The organism is Acinetobacter lactucae, from assembly GCF_001605885.1.
GTDB lineage: Bacteria > Pseudomonadota > Gammaproteobacteria > Pseudomonadales > Moraxellaceae > Acinetobacter > Acinetobacter lactucae.
This window is the reverse complement of sequence record NZ_LRPE01000016.1, coordinates 1-17,041: the sequence shown is the minus strand read 5'-3', so window position 1 is coordinate 17,041 and position 17,041 is coordinate 1. Positions and strand designations below refer to the sequence as shown.

The following is a 17,041-nucleotide window of genomic DNA, read 5'->3' as shown; positions in this document are numbered from 1 at the left end:
GAAATAGAGAATGGATTCAATGATAATTACCGTATTCTTACCCATAGCCTTGGCTATTATTATGGCAGGTATGGGGCTGGAATTAACCCTCAAAGATTTCCAACGTGTTCGCCAGCACCCTAAAGCCGTATTTATTGCATTGTTTTGTCAGCTCGTTATTTTAGTGGCTATTGCTTTCATCATTTGTAAGGTCTTTGCTTTACCACCAATGATTGCTGTCGGGCTGATGTTACTTGCTGCCTCACCAGGAGGGGCCACTGCAAATTTATTTAGCTATTTATATAAGGGTGATATTGCACTTAATATTACTTTAACAGCGATAAATTCAGTACTTGCTGCTTTTACCTTGCCCCTAATTGTGAACTTTGCTCTACTACATTTTGTGGCAAGTGAACAACATGTCGGATTGCAATTTTCTAAAATAATTCAAGTGTTTGTTATTATTTTATTTCCAGTCATTATTGGAATGTTGATTAGACATTTCTCACCAAAATTTGCAGAAAAGTTAAATAAACCCGTTCGTGTGTTCGCCATCGTATTTTTACTTTTTATTATTGCGCTCGCGATTGCAAAAGACTATCAAAAACTTCTCGATTACATTGGACTCGTTGGCGGAGCTACCTTACTTTTCTGTGTTTGTAGTCTTGCAATTGGATACTGGTTGCCACGTTTATTTGGCATTAATAGTTTTCAAGCCAAAGCATGTGCATTTGAAATCGGCATTCATAACAGTACCTTGGCCTTAACGATTGCTTTGACTGTGATGGCAAGTTCGGATGCGGCCATGCCAGCAGCAGTGTATTCAATATTAATGTATGTGATGGCAACCTTATTCGGCACATTGTTAAATCAATTAGAAAAGAAAGAGTTAACTAAAAACAAAATAATGATTAACTAGCTGTAAAGATGATTAAAACGGAGCTTCATAGATAATGAACAAATTTTTTAAAAACAGTCTATTTTTAGGTTTGTCGACTTTCATTGCGGGTTATGGAACGGTCCTTTATGCAGAAGCAAGTCCAACAACTTTGCCAGCGGTTTCACAAAAAGCTTTAACCATTATTGATGGGCAAACAGAGTGGTTAAATAAGGTCTATAAAGACATTCATGAACACCCTGAACTTGGGTTTATGGAAACGCGTACTTCAGCAATTGTTGCCAAAGAGCTTAAGTCACTGGGTTTTGACGTTAAAACGGGAATAGCTAAAACAGGTGTGGTCGGCATTTTAAAAAATGGTAATGGGCCAACAGTCATGTACCGTGCCGATATGGATGCCAACACTGTTGAAGAAGCGACTGGTTTACCATACGCGAGTAAAGTACGCGTAAAACTCGATGATGGAACCGAAACGCCTGTAGCACATATGTGCGGTCATGATGCACATGTGACATGGATGCTCAGTATGGCAAAAACATTAGTCGCTTTAAAAAAGGAATGGAGCGGAACTATTATTTTAGTCGCGCAACCTGCCGAAGAGCCGATCACAGGTGCAAAAGCTATGGTGACTGATGGCTTATGGACCAAATATAACTTACCAAAACCTGATTATTTCTTTGCAGTGCATACCACACCTGCACCTGTGGGCGTAGTCATCAATGCACCGGGGCCACGTATGGCAGGAACCGATCAGCTTGATGTTTTATTTAAAGGTGTGGGTGGGCATGGCTCATTACCGATGCTCACCAAAAACCCAATTAGCATGGCGGCCAATGCAGTAAATCAATATCAAACCATTATGGGTAACGCAGTTGATCCACAACAAGCGGCAGTGTTATCAATTGGTTCAATCCAAGCTGGAAATTCGAATAATGTGATTCCTTCTACTGCATTGGTCAAAATGAACTTGCGCTGGTTTGATCCAAAAGTACGCGAGACCATGTTAAATAACATTAAGGCTATGAGTGAAGGCGCAGCTCAAATGCAGGGGATGGGTAAAGACAAATTGCCGACCTTTACTTTTAAAGGTTCAAGCACACCAGTAATTAACAATAAAGAATTTTCGGCACGTTTAAATGGACCTTTAAAAGCACTATTGGGCGATAAACATGTTCTAACTGAGTATCCTGCGGTTATGGGGTCAGAAGATGTTCACCATTTATTAGGAGACCAAAAAGACATTCCTTTTAACTTTATGTTTATTGGTGTGGCGGACCCAGTTGTATTTGCCAATGCAGTAAAACAAGGCAAACCAGTGCCTTATATTCCACATAGTCCAAACTACATTGTTGACTTAAAGGCCTTGCCAGTGGGAGCCAAAGTCACAACGGTTTCCATGTTAGAGCTGCTCACTAAAAAGTAAATTGACCATAAAAAAGATGCATTCATATGCATCTTTTTTATCTAAGTTTTTAAAAGTTAAGAGCAAGCCAAATGTTTTTCTCGATAGTGAACTGGTGATAAATTGGTCCAGCGACGGAATGCACGTGTAAAGCTACTCACGTCAGTAAAGCCAAGAATATAAGCAATTTCAGTAATATTGTGGCTTGAGTTCTTAATATACGACAAAGCCAGTTCATGCCGAGTCTGATCCAATAACTCACTATAAGAGGTGTTTTCGGCAGAAAGTTTGCGTTGCAGACTCCGTATACTTAAGCCTAAACTTTTCGCAACGTCTTGCTGTTGAAAGTCACCTGTAGATAATTTTTCAATAAGTTTTACTTTCACACGAGCCAATATATTTTCTTTATCGAACCGTGCCAGATAACGATTAATAATCTCATCATATTCTTGGGTGAGGGTTGGATTTGCACCTTCTAGTGGCTGTTCTATGGTGGCTGTATCAAACACAATCATGTCTTTGGGTGCATTAAACACGATCGGGGCTTTTAAAATGCTCTGAAAAGTTTCCAGATCTTCGGGCTCTGAACGTCTCAGTTCAATCCTTAATGGCGAAAAAACAGATCCTTGTAAGGCACGACTTGAGCGAATAAAAACGGAAATAAATGCATCTATTGACTCGGGCTGAACTTCGTCGGGAACATGAATAACGAAATAATGGTTATTTCCTTGCCCATAAAACTCTAGCTCTGGAATATCTGTAACCACACGAAAATAACGAATAATTCTTAAGAACATCTCTTTTAGGGTAGTGCTGGTAATTAGTGAATGCCCTAACACATGAAAAGTATTTTGGTTGACTTGGCTGGCAACTTTAAGGCCAAAACATGAATCTTGAGTTTTTTGAACTGCTAATTTCCATAAATTTGCTGTTTGTTTTAATGAATATCGTGCATCAGGATTACCGAGAGCCTGAATATCTAAACCTGCTTGTTCTAATAAAGGTTGACTATCAACACCGGCTTTTTCGAGCGCTTTTTGAATCGCTTTCACCCAGCTAGCCAGTGCCGTTGCTGTCTGTGGCATGTTATGTCCTATAACTTGTGACTCATATTCCTGTGAACAGTATAAAAGATTCAAAACTAAAAAATCTTTTGTTTATTTTGAATCTTTTTATTTTGGCATCCATAGCCAATAGATTGGCGTTTCGAGCTAAGCACACCTAAAGCGATCTAAATAAAGTAGGGACATGAAAAACTGAGGAATAACGGATGACCTACATTTATAAAAATCCTGCCGGAATGACCGATAGCGAAAAAACAGAACATATTAAAAAAGTAGTAACCGCAGAAGGTGTGGCTTTACGCAAACGCTATCCTATTTTAAATCATCAAAATGCCATTGGTGCGATGATTTTATTGATATCTTTGGTCGGCATGATCGCGACTGCCGTGCTCTATATCAATCATCAACTTTCAGCTTGGTTTGCAATTCCGATTATTGCTTTTTTTGCATCGCTCACCCATGAGTTAGAGCATGACCTGATTCACTGGATGTATTTTAGAAAAAAGCCATGGGCACATCATCTAATGATGGGCTTAGTCTGGTTAGCTCGACCAAGTACCATTAACCCATGGAAACGCCGTGAGCTGCATTTTAACCATCATAAAAACTCAGGCACCGAAGTCGATTTAGAAGAAAGAGCTTTAACCAATGGTGAAAAGTGGAACATACGTCGACTTATCGCCATTGGTGATAACGGCTTGGCGGTCTTATTCCGTATTATTTCTGCAAATAATTGGATGGTTAGAAAAGTCATTTTTAAACGTGCTTTTTTAGCTTATTTTGCACTAGGGATTATTCACTGGTCGCTGTGGTATATCTTTTTAGGATTTCACGCAATTGATACGGTTTCGGGCTGGGCAAATGTACCAATTGCTTGGTCGGCGACCACTTTAAATATCATGCATGTGATTAATGTTTTGACTGTGGTTTGGGTTGCACCGAATGTGCTGCGTACCTTCTGCTTGCACTTTGTGACCAGCAATATGCATTACTATGGCGATGTTGAATTGGGCAATGTCATTCAACAAACTCAAGTATTAACGCCGTGGTGGATGATGCCGTTCCAATTGTTTTGCTTTAACTTTGGCTCAACACATGCCATTCACCATTTTGTGGTGAAAGAACCATTTTACATTCGCCAAATGACCGCGCCAGTTGCCCATAAAGTCATGCGTGATATGGGCGTACGGTTTAACGATGTCGGTACTTTTAAAAGAGCAAACCGTTGGAACGTAAATGATTTATCAGAGTCAAAAAGTTAAAACATAGCTGTTTATCTCATTCAAATGGACTAAGTTCTCTATGAAGGCCTCTTAGTCCATTTATCATAATTTCACTATACAGTTTCTTAAAAATAACGAACTCTACTGAAACTTAGTAAAAAGCAGAATCACACCCAATACACATAAAATTGAACCAATCACCTTATTAATCTGCACCTGTTTGGCTAACATTTTTTGTCTCAACAGCATGGATGAAAACAGCACAGCCACCAGTGAAAACCATACGAAATGGGCAAAAGACATAAAAAAGCCATAGGCCAAAAGAATCGTTTTAGGTGTAGTTAAACTCACAATTTGCGTATAGGTGCTAATTACGAATAGGGTGGTTTTAGGGTTGAGGGCATTGGTAAAAAAGCCATATTTTATGGCTTGAAAACTACCTATAGCGGTTAAAGCCGCAGTGTCTAAAATTGGTTTTTGTGTAAAAGTTTTATAGCCAATATAAATTAAATAAATCGCGCCTATATATTTAACGATATTCAAAATTTGCGGCGTATAAGTCATTACAAAGGCAACGGCAACTAATGTGTAGGTCACATGCACCAACACGCCAAGCGATATTCCGAGTGAAGTAAACACACCTATTTTTCGACCGTACAAGTAACTATTTTTGGTCACAATTGCGAAATCAGCGCCGGGGCTTATCACTGCCAAAATCGTAATGAGAATAACTGCAATGAACTCTGCCATTATTTTGCCCCCACACTGAAAACGAGGGAGTTAATCTGTACTTTTTGGAATGTATGTAAGAAGGCGAAAGCATTACTTAAAATTGCTATTCTTTTTGCAAGAGATGTTTGGGCTTTAGTGTTTCGAAGATAGATATAGATATCTAATATATTTTTCATCATCTAAAATAGGTTTTAATAAAGATGATTTTTATTTTGAACAGAAACCTAGAAATAAAAATCGATAAAAACGACTGCACATCTATGAGTTTTTGGAATGATCGAAAGAATATCGCTGAATTCATTAAAATTTTTCTATTTTGTGGCGAAGTATGGCAGCGTCACTTTAGCTGCAAAGAAATTATTTGTGACGCAAAGTGCGGTGAGTAAACAGATTTATAATTTAGAAGAGTCTTTAAATACGGCTTTGTTCGTTCGTAAAAACAAAACACTTGTGATGACCGAGCAGGGTGAAAGTTTATTGAGTTGTTGCCATCATGTTTTTGGTCAACTTGATGAATGTTTGATTCAACTCAGCCAGCCTAAAACTGAAAGCAAACAACTGGTTTTGTCGTGTGAACCGACTCTTTCCATGAAATGGCTCATTCCACGGTTATCAAAATTTAAAAAGCTTGGCCATGATTTTGAGGTTGTACTACTTACAGCAGGCGGCGTGGTCGATTTTGAAAAAGATAATATTGATATCGCAATTCGCAGAAATGACTTTGCTTGGGGAGAGCATATTTATAGCGAAAAAATTGCCGATGAATATATCGCTCTAGTTCAAGCAACCAAGTCATCGGAAACCAACGATGTACTCATTTCGACTTCTAGACCGAATTTTTTTAAAAGCATTAGCCGCATTACTGAATTAAAGCAGAGTTTAAAAGGCTACACCAAAGTTGAACTCGAGCATTTTTATCTATGTTTAGAAGGTTGTTTGGCTGGACTTGGCGCGACAGTCATCTCAATTTATATGATTGAAAAAGAGCTTGAGTGGAACGTACTGCAAAAAAATTCACCTGTTGTGCAAGATAATTCAGCCTATTATTTACTTTCTCATAGTGCTTTTGAGGAAGATTCACGCAAAACCATATTTTTAGAATGGCTAAAAGCAGAGATGAATGAGAGTCAGCATAAATTACTTTAGGTTTAGCAGTTTTATTTAAAGAAAAAAGATTTAGTTGATTGAAAATAATCATAAATTATAAATTTTAAGTCGCTACAGCACGAGCGCTGTATATTGAATTTCTGCTGTCTAAAATTCCCAAAGATGAAAAATATTTAACTTCATACTTATTTATTAAACCCTAAACATGAATTTCACTCAGTTTGTAATGAGACTAAATCATTTTTATTCATGTTGTGATTGCGGTATAAATCTATTCATGCTCTGAAGCGCTCCAGTTATTCACTTTGATAAGACCATAAGGCACAAATCTGACAAGTCTGGAAAGTTTAAAAAGAGCAAAAAGTTTTTATTTAGGTTTATCTCAGAAATTAGGGTACTGATCACAATGAGTAAAGAATTTACATTTACGATTAAGAGTATTTGTTTCGATGAGAACTATCGTCCAGCAGACAATACACGTATTACAACCAACTTTGCTAACTTGGCAAGAGGGATGAGCCGCGAAGAAAATTTGCGCAATACATTGCAGATGATCGACAATCGTTTCAATGCCTTAGCTCATTGGGACAACCCTAAAGGCGACCGCTATGGCGTTGAACTTGAAATCATTTCAGTTGAAATGAACATTGACGCCGAAAACCGTACCAGCGGGCTTCCTTTAATCGAAATATTGAAAACCAATATTGTTGATAAGAAAACCAATGAACGTATCGAGGGTATTGTAGGCAATAACTTCTCGTCTTATGTACGTGACTATGACTTTAGTGTGCTGTTGTTAGATCACAACAAAAACAAGTCGACTTTTAGCACGCCAGAAAAGTTTGGTGAATTGCACGGTAACTTGTTTAAGAGCTTTATTAACTCTGAAACTTACAAAGCCAACTTTAAAAAGGCACCAGTAATTTGCTTAAGCGTTTCGACCACGAAAGAGTACCACCGTACTGAAAACGAACATCCTGTTTTGGGCGTGGAATATAAGCAAGAAGACTATTCATTAACTGATGAATATTTCCAAAAAATGGGCTTAAAAGTTCGCTATTTCATGCCGCCAAATAGCGTTGCGCCGTTAGCATTCTATTTTACTGGTGATTTGCTTAGCGATTACACCAACCTTGAGTTGATTAGTACCATTAGTACGATGGAAACCTTCCAAAAGATTTACCGCCCTGAAATTTACAACGCAAATTCAGTGGCTGGAAAATCTTATCAACCAAGCTTGAAACACGAAGATTATTCACTTACTCGAATTGTGTATGACCGTGAAGAACGTAGCCGTCTGGCTATTGAGCAGGGGAAGTTTGTTGAAGAGCAATTTATCAAACCATACCAAGCGATTCTTGAGCAGTGGTCTGCTAATTACGCTCCTAATTAATCAACATACGGGTCATTGATCATGAAAAAATTATTACCAACTTCAACTGCTGGCAGCTTACCTAAACCATCTTGGCTTGCAGAACCTGAAAAGCTTTGGTCGCCTTGGAAACTCGAAAACGAAGGCTTAGCCGAAGGTAAAAAAGACGCGTTACGTTTGGCTTTGCATGAACAACAACTTGCAGGCATCGACATTGTGAGCGATGGTGAACAAACCCGCCAACACTTTGTGACGACATTTATTGAACACTTAAATGGCGTAGATTTTGAGAAGCGCGAAACAGTTCGAATTCGTGACCGTTACGATGCAAGCGTACCGTCTGTGGTCGGTGCGGTGTCTCGTCAAAAGCCTGTGTTTGTTGAAGATGCTAAGTTTTTACGTCAGCAAACTGATCAACCAATTAAGTGGGCATTACCTGGCCCAATGACCATGATTGATACGCTTTACGATGGTCACTACAAGAGCCGTGAAAAACTTGCTTGGGAATTTGCAAAAATCTTGAACCAAGAAGCGCGTGAGCTAGAAGCTGCTGGTGTAGACATTATTCAGTTTGATGAACCTGCATTTAACGTCTTCTTTGATGAAGTAAATGACTGGGGCATTGCGACTTTAGAGCGTGCAATTGAAGGTCTAAAATGTGAAACTGCGGTCCACATTTGCTACGGTTACGGTATTAAAGCCAACACTGACTGGAAAAAAACACTCGGTTCAGAATGGCGCCAGTACGAAGAAGCTTTCCCGAAACTTCAAACGTCGAACATTGATATCATCTCGTTAGAATGTCACAACTCACATGTGCCTATCGATTTACTCGAACTTATTCGTGGTAAAAAAGTGATGGTCGGCGCAATTGATGTTGCATCTAACCAGATCGAAACACCAGAAGAAGTGGCTAACACATTGCGTAAAGCACTTCAGTTTGTAGATGCTGACAAGCTTTACCCTTGCACAAACTGCGGTATGGCGCCTCTTTCACGTGAAGTGGCACGCGGCAAGTTAAATGCTTTAAGTGCAGGTGCAGAAATCGTTCGCCGAGAACTGACTGGTTATGATCTTACTGCTTAATATTTACCAATAAGTGGTATAAAGGGTTACTTTTTTGATGACAGTTGATAATCAAACAAGTAACCCTCATTTTACTTACTACATGTCGCTCTAATCAGATCGCATGTCGATAGTACCTTCCTGATGGAGTTGGGCGGTATAGCAAGCACACAGGACAAGGTACGGTTCAATTTAGGAATAATGTCATGGTTCAAGCAACAGACTTTAGAAATGCAATGTCTTTACTCACAAGTGCAGTTAGTGTTGTGACTACGGCAGGCATGTCTGGCCGTTTTGGATTTACTGCCTCTGCTGTTTGTAGTGTGACTGACACACCGCCGACATTATTGGTGTGTATGAACCAATCTGCGAGTTCGCATGCACATTTCCTAGATAACAAAATCTTAACTGTGAATGTTTTAGGCGCACAGCACGAACATATTTCAAAAGCATTTTCATCTAAGCTCACACCAGAAGAACGCTTTAAACATGGCGCATGGATTGAGTTAGAAACGGGTTCACCTGTGTTGGATGACGCTTTGGTAAGTTTCGATTGTGAGATTGAGCAAATTCAACAAGTCGGCACACATACAATTTTTATATGTCCGATCGTAGCAATTAAACAAAGCCAACATGACCAAAGTTTGGTTTATTTTAACCGTGCTTATCACCAAGTAGGGCAAACCGAGATTGTCTAAGTCCACTTTCCGTTTTGTTGTCTCATATTAAAAGTTAAAAGATAGAAATCAATAAGCATGGATCGCTTCACTTAATTTAAAAATATAATTAAATATAATATCTTAAATAATAGTTAAGTTAATCTAATGAAAAATAATAAGAAATTTAATTACTTGTCATAAAAGCGACATTGACACTTCTAAACTCTCAGATTATCCTTTGCGTGCTGGCCACATTGCCAGCCGGTTTTAGCAGACCGCATAGTAAGAGCATCAGATTATTCCTTCTGAGGAGTAGTCTTATGTGTATCAATCGTCCCTCGCTCGTTGCGGTAGGACGAGTGAGGGACACCTTCGGGTGTGCTGATTTCTTACTATCAGTCTGCTAACCCTTGCTCGTTCTGCCACCATAATTCCAAGTGAATGCCTTGGCAGAACTCCAAAAATCAGGAGTTGGCTATGCACATCCATTATTTCTTGGCCTTGAGCGCCAAAGGCTATAACGACACAGCTTAAAAATTTAAAGCAGCTTGAACGCCATAAGGTTTTCAGGCTTTAAGTCTTTTTTACTTAAAACTTAGCAATAACAAAACTTGAGATGTGCCAAGCACTGTCTTGCGGCTTTGCTGTGCCTTTTTTTCTCCCAAAAAGGGCACAGGCTTTTTATCTCATCTAGAAACAACAAGAATTTATAACGGTAAAACGATGCCAACTTTAGAAATATCTTCCAAAAAATTACAGGTTGTTCAAACTGCCATCCAACTCTTTACGACGTATGGATTTCATAATGCAGGCGTAGACCTGATTATCAAAAAATCCAAAATTCAAAAAGCCACGTTTTATAACTACTTCCACTCAAAAGAACGCCTTGTTGAAATGTGTTTAATCTTTCAAAAAAGCCGACTGAAAGAAGAAGTTCTGGCAATTGTCTATTCACACCGCTACCCAACCGTAGTCGATAAACTCAAAGAAATTGTCCGCTTACATGTCGATGTAAATAGCCTTTACCATCTTTTGTTTAAAGCCATTTTTGAAATAAAACTGCTTTATTCAAGGGCTTACCGCATGGCTGTTGAATATCGAAAATGGCTACTAAAAGAGCTTTTTGATTTGGTCTTTAGTCTGGAAAACAATGCATTTCATCCCGATGCCAACATGATCCTAAACTTAATTGATGGCTTGATGCTACAAGTGTTGAGTTCAAATAGTGTGGATGAACGGGATGTGGTTTTGGAGAGGTTTTGGAGAAATACATTGATATAAAAACTAAAATATTTATATAAAGGAAAACTTTAATTAATAAATCTTAATTTTAATAAGGCGGTTTTATTAATTTTGTATGTTTTTAATCATGTGTTTTAATTTTATTTTAAATAAATCATTATTGATGAATTTAAATAAATAATATATTTTTAATAATGTGATTTTTTAGAGTTTATAGCCTACCACTTCCCCAAGAGGTAGGTTTTTTTTATGGAAATTATTTATTCTAATAATTGAATTTTATAGTTTTTGTAGGTGTTTAATTGGTTTTAAATATATGTGTTTAAAACTCATTTTTATAATTTAAATTATAAGTAAATTAGATGTTTAGTTGCCGCTGTTGAAAATTAATCATTTTTTACTTTATTTTTTTTCAAAGAAAATTATTCTGAAAATTATTTATTTAAAGTATGGAATTTAATATTTTTGATAATTTTTAACTGAGTTTTGGATTGTTTTACAATATTTCAAGAGATTAGATCTTCTAATGAGTAAATTGCCTTTTTCCCACAATGATTTCCAACTTATAATCAGATCAGGTACGAAGTTTTTTTTATATTTTTGTATTGCTTCTAGTGTATCAATATCAATTACAAAGGCAGAGACCGCGTCTGTTAACTCGGGAAAAAGCTTAACAAAAAAAGTTTCTCAACTCTTTAAACCCACGCCAGATGAAAGCTACCGATCTGTCGATTTCCAAAAATTAAGCAATTTAGGGTTTGATCAGAGCCAATTTCAACGACTAGGAAATGATGGGAACTATTTACCGACTTCTACTGCGATGTGGAACAATCAAGTCAGTTTAATTGATGCGATTCAATATGCAGTTCAACGAAACCCTAATATTTCTCAAGCCATTTCAACTTTAGCAGGCCAAAACGCAGGTATTGATTATGCAAAGGCGGGTTATTATCCCCAGCTTTCAGGTGGTATTACCACAGGTGACTTGAGTAGTGGTGAGCGGGGGAGACAGTTACTCACGTTATCTGCGACTCAAATGGTTTTTGATTTTGGCAAAGTAAAATCAGGTGTATCGGTTGAGCGTGCCAAAGTTCAAGTCGAGCAGGCCAACGTGCTGGTCAGCATTGATGATATTGCACTTGATGTGGCACAGTCGATTATAAATATTCAACGTTATCTTCAATTAAATAAAATCGCCGAGCAGCAAATTGCAGGTATCCAGCGTATTCAGGAAATTGCCAATTTACGTGCAAATGCTGGTATTAGTAGCCAAGCTGATCCAGTTCAGGCACAAACATATTTAGAGTCTGCACAGTCGACACTCATTGCACAGCAATCTTTATTACGTCAGTACCAGCAACATCTAAGAACTCTGGTAGGAGTAGATGTTTTTAATAAGGCATGGGTCATTCCTGATGATTTGGTAAAGCAATCTGGCCTCTATAATGAGCCTGAGTTTAATACCATTCCAAAAATGATCGCGGCTCAAGCGGGTGTTGAAGTTGCCAAAGCACAAAAAGAACAGACCCGACTGAGTCGTTATCCGACTTTGGCGGTAAAAGGTTCGGTGAGTCAGGCCATTAACGGCAGAAACCCGAACAATGATAAAGATGACGGTCTGTACAGTTCTGTCATGCTTGAAGCCACCAGTCAGTTTTATCAAGGCGGAGCCGTTTCTTCTCAGGTCAAAATGGCGAGTTATGCAGAAGAAGCAGCTAAATCTAAAGTCAATTCAGTTTATATGGATGTTCTTGATCAGATCAGAACCAGCCGTGAGCAAATTGAAAATAAACAACGTCAAATGCAGGTACTGACCAATCGCCAAGCCACTACGGTTCGTACACGTGAACTTTATCAAGAGCAGTACAAACTTGGTACACGTTCATTGGTCGATTTATTGAATGCAGAGCAGGCCATTCATAGTGCTAATTCAGAACTCGAAACCGCACGTTATGACATCTACAACAGTATTGTTCAGTACATTTCGGCAACAGGACGTTCCCGCCAAGCCTATGGCTTGAATAATATTTCAATTCAGGGGTTCGAAGTACAACCATGATGACAAAAATAAACTACCAGCCCTGGTTACAGGCGGTCTTAACGATTGCTAAACATTATCGAATTGAGCCTTCAGAAGAAAGAATCCGGTTACAACTTGACTGGAACCAGAATCAAAACCTTGATGATGTTTTACAGTTAATGACACGTCAGGTTGGATTAAACCTACGTAAAGTACCGTTTTCTTTAGAGCTGCTGAACCCGTGGCGGCTACCTGTTATGGTCGAGTTTCATGACGGACAGGTCGGCATTATTGATAAAGCGGATACCCAAGGTAATGTCAGTATCCAGTTTAGTGGGGATCAAGGACTTTCTCAAAATTTAAGCTTAGATGTCTTAAAAAATACAATTAAGAATGTCTATATCCTGCGTCCTGAAAGTTCTATTCCCGATGCGCGTATTGATGAATATATCAAACCCTATGAAGCAAGCTGGTTCTGGTCAATTGTTCTAAGAGACTGGAAGCGCTACGTTGATATTATGTTTGCCTCACTCATTGCCAATATTTTGGCACTGGCAACCATTGTTTTCTCAATGCAAGTCTATGACCGTGTTGTGCCTTCACAGTCTGTTCCAACCTTATGGGTGCTGGCTGGTGGTGTACTGATTGCCGCTATTTTTGAGTTTATCTTACGTGTGTCCCGAGTTTATCTATCCGATATTATTGGTAAACGAGCAGATTTACTTGTTTCTGACCGTGTATTTGGTCACGCCTTACGCATCAAAAATAAAGATCGTTCAAAGTCTACAGGTAGTTTTATTTCCCAGATTCGCGAGCTCGAAGGTGTTCGTGAACTGGTGACCTCTACCACCATTAGTGCAATTGCCGATTTCCCATTCTTTTTCCTGTTCCTGACCATCTTTGCCATTATTGGCGGAAAGCTGTTTTGGGTGATGTTGCTGGTTGTGCCGCTTATGATTTTGCCGGGTCTTCTGGTGCAGAAAAAGTTAGCGCAATTGGCACAAGAAGGCATGAGAGAATCTTCAATCCGTAATGCCATTCTGGTTGAAGCGGTGCAGGGTATTGAAGATATCAAGCTATTACGTGCCGAATCGCGTTTCCAAAACCAATGGAATCACATGAATGAAGTTTCAGCCGATATTGGTATGAAACAACGTAAAATTGTCGGTACCTTAATGGCATGGACCCAAAAGATTCAGGGCTTAACCTATGCAATTGTGGTTTTGGTAGGATGTTTTGCAGTGATGGAGGGTGAAATGACCACGGGTGCTTTAGTTGCCTGTTCAATTTTATCTTCACGCATGTTGGCGCCGATTGCGCAAATTACTGGTGTATTGGGGCGTTTACAGCAGGCGAAAGTGGCTAAACAGAGTCTGGATGAACTCATGCAACGCCCGATTGATCAGGCTGAGCGTTCACATCTGGTACACAAGGCTGCTTTAAATGGCGATTACGAATTAAAAAATGTCTTGTTCCAATATAGTGAAGATGAACCACGTCCGAGCCTTGCAATTCGCCATTTAAAAATTCGTGCTGGTGAAAAAATTGCAATTCTGGGGCGCAATGGTGCTGGTAAATCGACACTGCTCCAGCTTCTATCTGGCATGCAGGTCCCTGTTCAAGGCGCAGTGCATTTAGATGGTCTGGATCTTTCTTTAATTGACCCATCTGATGTACGTCGTGATATGGGTTTACTCAACCAGAATGCACATCTTTTCTACGGTACGATTCGTGAGAACCTCACTTTGGGCGCACCGCTTGCAACGGATGAAGAGATTCTTCGTGCTCTAGTGGTGACGGGTGCATTACCTTTTGTTCAAGAGAAAAAAGAAGGACTCGATCACCTGATTCTAGAAGGTGGGGTTGGTTTCTCGGGTGGTCAGAAACAAGCATTGTTATTGGCCCGTCTATTGATTCGTCAACCCAACATTTTATTGCTGGATGAACCGACAGCAGCGATTGATGATGTGGCAGAGAAACAACTGATTGATCATTTAAAAGGCTGGCTGGCCCATCGAACCTTGGTGGTTGCGACTCACCGCCGCGCTGTTTTAGAACTGGTGGACCGTATTATTGTCGTTAACGACGGCAAAATCGTGATGGATGGTCCAAGAGATCAGGTCCTTAATCAATCAACAGCCCAACAAAAACAAGTGCAAGGGGATAATTCATGAGCGAACCAAAACAAGAACTCACCCGTTCAATGAATGTCTCTTATAGTGAGCCACCATTACCACGTGCCAGCTTAGTGATCTGGATTGTGGGGATTGGCTTAGTTATTTTCTTTATCTGGGCATGGGTATTTAAACTTGAAGAAGTTTCTACAGGCACAGGTAAAGTGGTTCCGTCATCTAAAGAGCAGGTCATCCAGTCGTTAGAAGGCGGTATTTTAACCAAGCTGAATGTACAAGAAGGCGACATTGTTCAAAAAGGTGAAATTCTTGCGCAATTAGATCCAACCCGTTTGGCATCGAATGTCGGTGAATCAAGATCTTTACTGATTTCTGCTCAGGCAACCTCAGCACGCTTACGTGCAGAGGTGAATGGTACTCCATTAGCTTTTCCTGAAATTGTGCTGAAAGAGCCAAAACTTGTACATGAAGAAACAGCACTATATGCGTCCCGCAGAGCTAATCTCGAACAAACACTTGCAGGTTTTAGACAGGCTTTGCAATTGGTACAACAAGAACTGGCAATGACGGAGCCTTTGGTTGCTAAAGGTGCGGCCAGTGAGGTTGAAGTTTTACGTTTACGTCGTGAAGCAAATGATTTGCAAAATAAAATGAATGATGTGCAGAACCAGTATTTTGTGCAGGCTCGTGAAGAGTTATCGAAAGCCAATACTGATATTGAAACGCAGCAACAAGTCGTACTGGGTCGTAGTGACAGTTTAGATCGTGCTATTTTTAAAGCACCAGTACGTGGTGTCATAAAAGAAATTGCGGTCACCACCCATGGCGGTGTTATTCCGCAAAACGGCAAGTTGATGACTATTGTACCGATTGATGAACAGCTGCTTATTGAAGCGCGTATTTTGCCGCGTGACATTGCTTTTATTCGACCGGGACAAGAAGCACTGGTTAAGATTACTGCCTATGACTACTCAATTTATGGTGGTTTAAAAGGTAAGGTTACGGTTATTTCCCCAGACACGATTCGTGATGAAGTTAAACAAGACCAATTCTATTATCGTGTTTATATTCGAACCGATTCAGACAAGCTTTATAATAAACAAGGTAAGGCATACGGTATTACACCGGGTATGGTGGCAACTGTAGATATTCGTACGGGTCAAAAAACGGTACTCGATTACTTGCTTAAACCATTCAATAAAGCCAAAGAAGCATTACGAGAAAGATAATAAATGTATATCTATATGGTTTTTAAATGTTTAAAAGCTATATAGATATTAATAAAGATAAGATCTTGTTTTAAATGTGTGGTTTTTATTGTTTGTGTTTTAAAACATAAAAATATTAAAAGCATATTTTGACTATTATTTGTTAGTAAGTTTTTGAAAAACAATATTTATTATTTTAAAGTTTTATTTGGTTAATAAATAAACTTATTACTACTACTTTTTTTGTGACGCAATTCATGTTTACAATTACTTTATGCGTTGAGGTTGGCCTTTGTTTTATCTAATTTATTCCTTAATTTGGGCTCTTCTTATTTAATGAAATTTAAGAGCTCTAAATTGGATTGGTTTAATTAAATAATCCTGTGAAGGGGAAGAAATATGTCTGAGATAAGAGTAATTTCTAAGGAGAGTCATGAAACCTTAGAAATTACAACAAAGGATACAGTCTCTCTTTCCGAAGCATCAGTTATTTTAATAAAGGTAAATAAAGATGATGTTTCTGAAATTAGACAAGATGGTCGAAACGCAATTGTTACTTTAAAAAATGGTGAACAAATAGTAATAGTTGATTTTTTTAACGGGAGTAATTATTCAACTGATAATAGTCTAGTTTTTGAGGATAATAATCATAAGTTAATTTGGGTACAATTTACTGATGCCAATGGGGCATTATTAGAAAATATTACTTATAGTTATATCGATAGTATAGAACCACTGCTTTATCATGATGGAGCTGCATCTCCATGGGCATGGCTATCTGTACCGCTAACCGCAGCAGGAATTTTGTGGTGGGCTCATGACAGTGATAAAAATAATAGTTTAGAAAGCGATTCTGATTCTGACAGTGACTCTGACAGCGATTCGGACTCTGACAGCGACTCGGACTCTGACAGCGACTCGGACTCTGACAGCGACTC

The 17,041-nt window shown here is 38.9% G+C and carries 14 protein-coding genes; 12 read left to right on the top strand and 2 right to left on the bottom strand.

Annotated features, from left to right (window positions below):
* The first annotated feature begins 10 nt into the window (after positions 1-10).
* Together AWW73_RS08555 and AWW73_RS08550 are read left to right on the top strand one after the other, a co-directional pair.
* On the top strand, positions 11-898 hold the full coding sequence (locus AWW73_RS08555; protein WP_016144429.1) for a bile acid:sodium symporter family protein: 888 nt from the start codon (positions 11-13) through the stop codon (positions 896-898).
* A gap of 34 nt (positions 899-932) precedes the next feature.
* Entirely contained in the window at positions 933-2,300 is a 1,368-nt protein-coding gene (locus tag AWW73_RS08550; protein ID WP_062849402.1) for an amidohydrolase, read from the top strand.
* Positions 2,301-2,356: 56 nt separating this feature from the next.
* Here the strand turns inward: AWW73_RS08550 and AWW73_RS08545 are convergent, their stop codons facing one another.
* Positions 2,357-3,364 carry an AraC family transcriptional regulator gene (locus AWW73_RS08545; RefSeq protein ID WP_061874933.1) on the bottom strand — a complete coding sequence of 336 codons (1,008 nt, stop codon included), beginning with the start codon at positions 3,362-3,364 and terminating at the stop codon, positions 2,357-2,359.
* A gap of 215 nt (positions 3,365-3,579) precedes the next feature.
* On the opposite strand from AWW73_RS08545, the gene AWW73_RS08540 reads away from it, so the two are divergent.
* Entirely contained in the window at positions 3,580-4,605 is a 1,026-nt protein-coding gene (locus AWW73_RS08540) for a fatty acid desaturase (RefSeq protein WP_081409559.1), read from the top strand.
* A 102-nt stretch (positions 4,606-4,707) separates the two neighbouring features.
* Here the strand turns inward: AWW73_RS08540 and AWW73_RS08535 are convergent, their stop codons facing one another.
* Entirely contained in the window at positions 4,708-5,316 is a 609-nt protein-coding gene (locus tag AWW73_RS08535) for a LysE family translocator (protein WP_062849400.1), read from the bottom strand.
* A gap of 255 nt (positions 5,317-5,571) precedes the next feature.
* Between AWW73_RS08535 and AWW73_RS08530 the strand changes: the two genes are divergently transcribed.
* The 9 genes from AWW73_RS08530 to AWW73_RS08490 all read left to right on the top strand — a co-directional run.
* On the top strand, positions 5,572-6,444 hold the full coding sequence (locus AWW73_RS08530; RefSeq protein WP_062849399.1) for a LysR family transcriptional regulator: 873 nt from the start codon (positions 5,572-5,574) through the stop codon (positions 6,442-6,444).
* A 367-nt stretch (positions 6,445-6,811) separates the two neighbouring features.
* Complete coding sequence (locus AWW73_RS08525; RefSeq protein ID WP_000031350.1) at positions 6,812-7,798, top strand: DUF1852 domain-containing protein; 987 nt, start codon at positions 6,812-6,814, stop codon at positions 7,796-7,798.
* 21 nt (positions 7,799-7,819) lie between these two features.
* Complete coding sequence (locus tag AWW73_RS08520) at positions 7,820-8,863, top strand: methionine synthase (protein WP_005803291.1); 1,044 nt, start codon at positions 7,820-7,822, stop codon at positions 8,861-8,863.
* A gap of 185 nt (positions 8,864-9,048) precedes the next feature.
* A complete protein-coding gene (locus AWW73_RS08515; protein ID WP_016142102.1) occupies positions 9,049-9,540 on the top strand; it encodes a flavin reductase in 492 nt (163 codons plus the stop codon).
* A gap of 684 nt (positions 9,541-10,224) precedes the next feature.
* Entirely contained in the window at positions 10,225-10,782 is a 558-nt protein-coding gene (locus AWW73_RS08510) for a TetR/AcrR family transcriptional regulator (protein WP_062849398.1), read from the top strand.
* Positions 10,783-11,269: 487 nt separating this feature from the next.
* On the top strand, positions 11,270-12,802 hold the full coding sequence (locus tag AWW73_RS08505; protein WP_081409555.1) for a TolC family outer membrane protein: 1,533 nt from the start codon (positions 11,270-11,272) through the stop codon (positions 12,800-12,802).
* Positions 12,799-14,937, top strand: a complete 2,139-nt coding sequence (locus tag AWW73_RS08500) for a type I secretion system permease/ATPase (RefSeq protein WP_062849397.1) — start codon at positions 12,799-12,801, stop codon at positions 14,935-14,937. The genes AWW73_RS08505 and AWW73_RS08500 overlap by 4 nt, the downstream gene beginning before the upstream one ends.
* Positions 14,934-16,124 carry an HlyD family type I secretion periplasmic adaptor subunit gene (locus AWW73_RS08495; RefSeq protein WP_062849396.1) on the top strand — a complete coding sequence of 397 codons (1,191 nt, stop codon included), beginning with the start codon at positions 14,934-14,936 and terminating at the stop codon, positions 16,122-16,124. Before AWW73_RS08500 ends, AWW73_RS08495 begins: the two co-directional genes overlap by 4 nt.
* A 378-nt stretch (positions 16,125-16,502) precedes the next feature.
* Positions 16,503-17,041: BapA/Bap/LapF family prefix-like domain-containing protein (locus AWW73_RS08490; RefSeq protein ID WP_338107771.1), on the top strand; the 539-nt coding region annotated here is incomplete at its 3' end.

What these genes read in the sequence shown, in the direction of transcription:
- AWW73_RS08525 (WP_000031350.1), top strand. Translation starts at nt 6,812, where the DNA reads ATGAGTAAAGAATTTACATTTACGATTAAGAGTATTTGTTTCGATGAG.
- AWW73_RS08515 (WP_016142102.1), top strand. Translation starts at nt 9,049, where the DNA reads ATGGTTCAAGCAACAGACTTTAGAAATGCAATGTCTTTACTCACAAGT.
- AWW73_RS08500 (WP_062849397.1), top strand. Translation starts at nt 12,799, where the DNA reads ATGATGACAAAAATAAACTACCAGCCCTGGTTACAGGCGGTCTTAACG.
- AWW73_RS08555 (WP_016144429.1), top strand. Translation starts at nt 11, where the DNA reads ATGGATTCAATGATAATTACCGTATTCTTACCCATAGCCTTGGCTATT.
- AWW73_RS08520 (WP_005803291.1), top strand. Translation starts at nt 7,820, where the DNA reads ATGAAAAAATTATTACCAACTTCAACTGCTGGCAGCTTACCTAAACCA.
- AWW73_RS08545 (WP_061874933.1), bottom strand. Translation starts at nt 3,364, where the DNA reads ATGCCACAGACAGCAACGGCACTGGCTAGCTGGGTGAAAGCGATTCAA.
- AWW73_RS08495 (WP_062849396.1), top strand. Translation starts at nt 14,934, where the DNA reads ATGAGCGAACCAAAACAAGAACTCACCCGTTCAATGAATGTCTCTTAT.
- AWW73_RS08530 (WP_062849399.1), top strand. Translation starts at nt 5,572, where the DNA reads ATGATCGAAAGAATATCGCTGAATTCATTAAAATTTTTCTATTTTGTG.
- AWW73_RS08510 (WP_062849398.1), top strand. Translation starts at nt 10,225, where the DNA reads ATGCCAACTTTAGAAATATCTTCCAAAAAATTACAGGTTGTTCAAACT.
- AWW73_RS08535 (WP_062849400.1), bottom strand. Translation starts at nt 5,316, where the DNA reads ATGGCAGAGTTCATTGCAGTTATTCTCATTACGATTTTGGCAGTGATA.
- AWW73_RS08550 (WP_062849402.1), top strand. Translation starts at nt 933, where the DNA reads ATGAACAAATTTTTTAAAAACAGTCTATTTTTAGGTTTGTCGACTTTC.
- AWW73_RS08505 (WP_081409555.1), top strand. Translation starts at nt 11,270, where the DNA reads ATGAGTAAATTGCCTTTTTCCCACAATGATTTCCAACTTATAATCAGA.
- AWW73_RS08540 (WP_081409559.1), top strand. Translation starts at nt 3,580, where the DNA reads ATGACCGATAGCGAAAAAACAGAACATATTAAAAAAGTAGTAACCGCA.